The sequence below is a fragment of the uncultured Aurantimicrobium sp. genome, assembly GCF_936931525.1.
In the GTDB taxonomy this organism is placed as follows: domain Bacteria; phylum Actinomycetota; class Actinomycetes; order Actinomycetales; family Microbacteriaceae; genus Aurantimicrobium.
In genome coordinates this window covers 1-5,050 of record NZ_CAKZII010000103.1, presented here as the reverse complement: position 1 = coordinate 5,050, position 5,050 = coordinate 1, and the positions used below count along the sequence as shown (strand labels likewise).

Below are 5,050 nucleotides of genomic sequence, written 5' to 3'. Positions count from 1 at the left end.
TTCTCAGCAGGAGGCATAGGGCAGTTGAAGTTGTAGCTAAATGCACACGGTGGCAGATAAGCACGGTTGAAGTCCAGTGTGATTGTCCCGTCTGGGTTGGGAGCAACCATGAGGAATCGACCTACGCTATAGCTCACAGGCCCTGAGGTGGCATCCGAGAACACAATCATGAGAGCACGGCCCTCTTTGAACGCAGAAGGTGCGTATTCGACGCCTTCGATGGTGAAACGAATGTCACCAGGAATGACCTTGTCGCGGCTAGCTCCCTGATCCTTGAGGTGTGACACCTCAACAGCACGACCACCGTCAATAGGGGTAAAGGTTCCAGTGACTACCCAGTCTGGGTTGTAGTCAAACGCATCTATGGAGCCGAAGTTTTGTAGATCATCTGAGTTGGTGTCCCACACCCGCAAGGCATACTTGCCGTCTTCGCCTTTGATGATGGTTCCAGATTTAGTTTCGTCGAAGACAATGACGGAAGATGCCTCAGAGTCTTTGCCGGTGACGACAACGGATCCATCAACCACAACACCGTCTACAACGATGTTGTCTGACGCAACCGCCGTGAGCTGAACACCCTTCTCTCCTTCCGGCAGTGCAGACCAGAGTCCGTTGACACCCCAGACACTCTCGGTTTCCCCAGGAGCGCCATAGAACCATTGAGTGTTTACCAGCGCCAACGAACCTTGAGGCAACAGAGCCATGTCGTGGCGGCGGCTACGGAAGTAGGCATATGCCTCTTCGGGTGTTTGAGGGACAGCTGCTGCAGGCGTTGAGTTGGTCACAGAAATAGATTAGTTTGAGCCAACTTGGGCGACTTCTCGCCACTCCCAAACCAGACGCAATTGACCACGATCTCGGGGATTATCTGTAGGGCGGACGGGACTTGAACCCGTGACCGACGGATTATGAGTCCGCTGCTCTAACCAGCTGAGCTACCGCCCCTAGGGGTGTTACACGTAAAAGTTTAGTCGTCTGTGAGCTCGGGGTCGGGGTCAACAACCTCTTGGCCACGATAGAGAGCTTCAAAGGTGTCGAGCGTGCGGGTGATGTCGTGACCGCGAATGAACTTCAACGAGTTGTTCTTCAAGCGAAGAAGTTCATCCTTGTCCGCTGTGAGGACCTTGACCAACTTGTCGCGAAGATCATCGACATCATTGGGCTCAAAGAGGTAGCCGTTCTCTCCATCGTGGATGAGGTGAGGCAAGGCCATAGCATTGGCTCCCACGATGGGAAGTGCAGTAGCCATAGCTTCCATAGTGGCAATGGACTGGAGCTCAGCAATCGAGGGCATGGCAAACACCTTGGCACGCGTGAGCGCTGCTTTCAGTTCATCATCAGAAACATATCCGGTGAAGAAAACCTTGTCCTTGAGACCTAATTGAGCAACCTGTTGCTTCATGTGCTGAAGCTGATCTCCCCCACCTACAAACTCAAGTGACGCGTTGAGCTCAGGGGGAAGTTTACGGAAAGCCTTGAGGAGAACATCGAGCTTCTTCTCCCCTGTAATGCGACCGACGAAAACAATGCGGTTTTCAACATCGGTATCGAAGTTAGGCGTGTAGTGGTGAGCATTGATGCCACAAGAGATCGCGTGAACATCGGTGAGGTGGGTGTATTCCTCGAGGAAGTTAGCTGCACGACGAGTGGGGGTTGTGACGGCCTCTGCGCGACCGAAGGTGCGGGCTGCTGCCTTCCACACCAGACGGATAACGCCACGCTGGGTAGGGCCAGGAAGCAGGGTGAACTGCATCATGTTTTCTGGCATGAAGTGGTTCGTACCAATGATGCGAATACCGCGAAGCTCTGCTTCTTTTGTCAGACCGCCACCGACAATGAGGTGAGACTGAAAGTGAACTACGTCTGGCTTGAAACTGTCGAGTACACGAGCACTGTTGTGGCGCACACGCCAGGGCAGCATGTAGCGAAGCCAGTCGTGTGGATACCAGCGCCAACTCTTGATGCGATACATCGTCATGGGCTGACCTTCATGGGTTTCCACCCAGGTACCCGACTTGCGTCCGGCAGCGGGAGCCATGACACGAACATCGTGTCCACGCTCAACCAGGCCGGCTGCTAAACGTTCAGCAAATTTAGCTGCTCCGTTAACGTTCGGACCGAAGGTGTCACACCCAATCAGGATGCGTAAAGGTTTCGGCATAGTGCCTTTAGTTTACGGACTTGGCCTTCTTGATGGCCTCTTTAGCGCCGTGTGCCGCAGCATTGACCTTGGCCTTTGAATCAGCAGTGGCGCCCTTGAACCCAGCTTTAGCTTCAGCACTAGCCTCTGCAAGCGGTTCGTGTGCATCAGGGTGATATTTCGCCAAAAGGAAGACACCAATCACTGCCAGAACTCCCGCAACGATGTAAGCGACAATCGCCCATGGTGGTGCCTGTGAAGCCTCATCGAGGATGACGATACCGATGGTGACAGCCACGATGGGATCGATAACAGTCAATCCAGCAATTACGAGGTCTGGTGGGCCGGAGGAATAGGCGTTCTGAACGAACAGTGCGCCCAAAATGGTCGCAGCGAGCAGCGCTGCGAGGCAGGCCCAGGTAAGCCAGTCAGTGGCGCCGTGAGTAATGCTCGTGATGACAACCTTGGCCAAGGTGGCCACAAAACCATAAAGAACACCAGCACCCACGATGTAGTACAACGCTGAGAGGTGCTTGCCAAGGAACAGGAATAAGGCGCCAAATATTGCCAAGACGATCAGCAAAATGATGAGAATTTCCGCAAGGTCTGCCGACGTCATCGGTGCGTTCACTGCCGTGAATGCGGCGATTGAAACGAAAATACCGATGCCACCCACGCTGAGCGTGATGGCCAAGATGGATTCTTTATTGAGCTTGGTTTTACTCACACGCGAGTTGAGGATTGCGGTCATCACGAGAGCAACGGCACCAATGGGCTGAACCACAATAAGCGGGGAGAATCCCAAAGAAATCAACTGGAAAACAATCGCTCCACCAAGGAGCAACGTACCGGTGAGCCACGAGGGGCGACGGAATAACGCAACAAGCTGCTTGAAGTTCAGCGAAGAGCTTCCCTCATCAGCGTCATCGCCGACTTTTCCCACACCACGGTGCTGCAGTTGGGCACCAATCGACATCAACACAGCACCTACCAGCGCAAATGGAATACCGATGAGCTGCGAAGGTTCGAAGTGGACCTGAGAAAGGTCGGTCAAGTCGCCAAGCATATCTAGAACGCTACCCTGCCAACCTGCTAATAGGCTTGAGGCATGACCGTGCGCCCCATTGTTATCTCAGGTGATCCTGTCCTTCACGAACCCGCTGCGCCGGTGACTGAATTCAACGACGAGCTCCGCCAGCTCGTTCAAGATATGTACGACACCATGGATGAAGCACCAGGTGTCGGTCTCGCCGCACCACAGGTGGGAGTGGGCATCCAAGTATTTGTCTATGACTACCCCGAAGATGATGGAACACCTCGACGTGGCGTTGCCATCAATCCCAGCCTGTTGATCTCTCCGCTCGAAATAAGAGATACAACAGATGCTGATGACGAGGGATGTCTTTCATTCCCCGGTGAGCGGTTCCCACTTGTTCGAGCAGAGAAGGCACTACTTCGAGCAGTAGATCTTGACGGAAAGCCGTTTGAGATTGAATGCGATGGCTGGTTCGCACGCATCTTCCAACACGAATACGACCACCTTCTCGGCTACCTCTACACCGACCGCTTGGATTACGAGTTCAACAAGCAGGCAGCAAAGATTGAGCGCAAGCGCGGCTGGGGTAAGCCTGGTAAGTCGTGGATGCCCGGAGTAGACAACCTCGAGGACTAGGCCATCCAGCCCAAGTTTCGAAGCACTACTGCGACAATTCCTGCCACCGCGACGACCACGATAAAGGGGACGCGGAACGTGAAGAGTATTGCTGCCACAATAACCGCAGGGATGCGGGCATCGAGCGCGATAGCCTGACCAGCTCCAAGCGTCTGAACCGCCACCAAAGCTGCCAGCATGGCCACAGTGAGCAAGTTGGTGACCCGCGTGAACTTAGGCTTCTCCAGCATGCTCTGTGGGATGAGATAGCCGGTGTATTTCACAACGAACGACAGCACCGAGGCAATGATCACAGTTATCCAGAGGGTCATGATGCTGCCCCCTCGTGTCCTGGATGGAACCCGGGAGTATCCAAAGGTTCAGATGCGTCATCTGGTTGAACCTGTGCTGCTGGTTCACGGTGTAACCAGTTCGTGAGGCCAAACACTAGTGCCACAACTGCCGCTGCCAATACTGGAACACCTGGTGGTGTGAACGGAATCAGAATGGTTGCCAGCACTGCTGCAACCATCGCTACAGCAGCCGCCTGAAGCTGCTTGAGCCTAGGCCACAAGAGTCCCACGAACGCAGCGGCTGCTACAGCATCAAGCCCGAACTTATTGACGTCCCCCACGAGATTGCCGAGCAACGCACCAGCAAACGTGGCGAGGTTCCACCCGATATAGATCGCAATACCGGTGGTCCAGAAGCCAACCTTCTGGGCACTTTTCTCATCTTGCGCAATCGCAACTGCGGTTGATTCATCAATGGTGAGCTGAGCGGCAACGATCCTGCGCCACCATGGCCCATCTCCCACGATGGGTGCCACACGCATGGAGTAGATGCCATTACGCAGTGCCAAGAATGTGCTGGAGGCTATAGCCGGAATTCCTGCAGCCGCCCCACCTGAGGCAATAATGCCGATGACGGCGAACTGCGAACCGCCAGAGAACAGAACCAAAGACAAGAAACAGGTCTGCCAGATGTCAAGACCAGCAGCTACGCTCAGTGCTCCAAAAGAAACACCATAGGCGGCAACAGCAATGCCGACAGAGATACCTGTTCTCAGGGCGCGCTTATCAGCAGCAGATAAAGCCACGGCGCCTCCTCAGTAAGAACATGACCACGCTACCGAAGTCCGCAGGGCAAGTAAAAAGCCCCTGGTCGTGGAGGACCAGGGGCTTCGCTCCCCGACATGGACTCGAACCATGAACCTACGCATTAACAGTGCGTTGCTCTGCCAATTGAGCTATCGGGGA

Annotated in this window: 6 protein-coding genes and 2 tRNA genes; 1 reads left to right on the top strand and 7 read right to left on the bottom strand. The window is 54.4% G+C overall.

All coding sequences use genetic code 11. The features are described 5' to 3' along the window. The 4 genes from Q0362_RS04890 to Q0362_RS04875 all read right to left on the bottom strand — a co-directional run. Positions 1-785, bottom strand: a 785-nt coding sequence (locus Q0362_RS04890; RefSeq protein ID WP_298120537.1) for a DUF1684 domain-containing protein, incomplete at its 3' end; no start/stop codon positions are given. Between the two features lie 86 nt (positions 786-871). Next, positions 872-945: transfer RNA gene (locus tag Q0362_RS04885), tRNA-Ile, on the bottom strand. A 22-nt stretch (positions 946-967) separates the two neighbouring features. Next, positions 968-2,161 carry a glycosyltransferase gene (locus Q0362_RS04880; protein ID WP_298120535.1) on the bottom strand — a complete coding sequence of 398 codons (1,194 nt, stop codon included), beginning with the start codon at positions 2,159-2,161 and terminating at the stop codon, positions 968-970. A gap of 7 nt (positions 2,162-2,168) precedes the next feature. Continuing rightward, positions 2,169-3,206 carry a DMT family transporter gene (locus tag Q0362_RS04875; RefSeq protein ID WP_298120532.1) on the bottom strand — a complete coding sequence of 346 codons (1,038 nt, stop codon included), beginning with the start codon at positions 3,204-3,206 and terminating at the stop codon, positions 2,169-2,171. 42 nt (positions 3,207-3,248) lie between these two features. Between Q0362_RS04875 and def the strand changes: the two genes are divergently transcribed. Further along, positions 3,249-3,812: a peptide deformylase gene (gene def / locus Q0362_RS04870; protein WP_298120529.1), complete on the top strand. Its 564-nt coding sequence runs from the start codon at positions 3,249-3,251 to the stop codon at positions 3,810-3,812. Here def and Q0362_RS04865 read toward each other — a convergent pair. The 3 genes from Q0362_RS04865 to Q0362_RS04855 all read right to left on the bottom strand — a co-directional run bounded on the left by Q0362_RS04865 (position 3,809) and on the right by Q0362_RS04855 (position 5,050). Beyond that, positions 3,809-4,123: an AzlD domain-containing protein gene (locus Q0362_RS04865; protein ID WP_298120526.1), complete on the bottom strand. Its 315-nt coding sequence runs from the start codon at positions 4,121-4,123 to the stop codon at positions 3,809-3,811. The two genes, def and Q0362_RS04865, sit on opposite strands and share 4 nt — an antisense overlap. Then, positions 4,120-4,890 (bottom strand): AzlC family ABC transporter permease, encoded by a 771-nt coding sequence (locus Q0362_RS04860; RefSeq protein ID WP_298120523.1) that lies wholly within the window; start codon positions 4,888-4,890, stop codon positions 4,120-4,122. The genes Q0362_RS04865 and Q0362_RS04860 overlap by 4 nt, the downstream gene beginning before the upstream one ends. A gap of 87 nt (positions 4,891-4,977) precedes the next feature. Beyond that, positions 4,978-5,050, bottom strand: a tRNA-Asn gene (locus Q0362_RS04855).

Bases quoted from the DNA above. Each gene is read 5' to 3' on its own strand.
- Q0362_RS04875 (WP_298120532.1), bottom strand. From the start codon at position 3,206: ATGCTTGGCGACTTGACCGACCTTTCTCAGGTCCACTTCGAACCTTCG.
- Q0362_RS04880 (WP_298120535.1), bottom strand. From the start codon at position 2,161: ATGCCGAAACCTTTACGCATCCTGATTGGGTGTGACACCTTCGGTCCG.
- def (WP_298120529.1), top strand. From the start codon at position 3,249: ATGACCGTGCGCCCCATTGTTATCTCAGGTGATCCTGTCCTTCACGAA.
- Q0362_RS04865 (WP_298120526.1), bottom strand. From the start codon at position 4,123: ATGACCCTCTGGATAACTGTGATCATTGCCTCGGTGCTGTCGTTCGTT.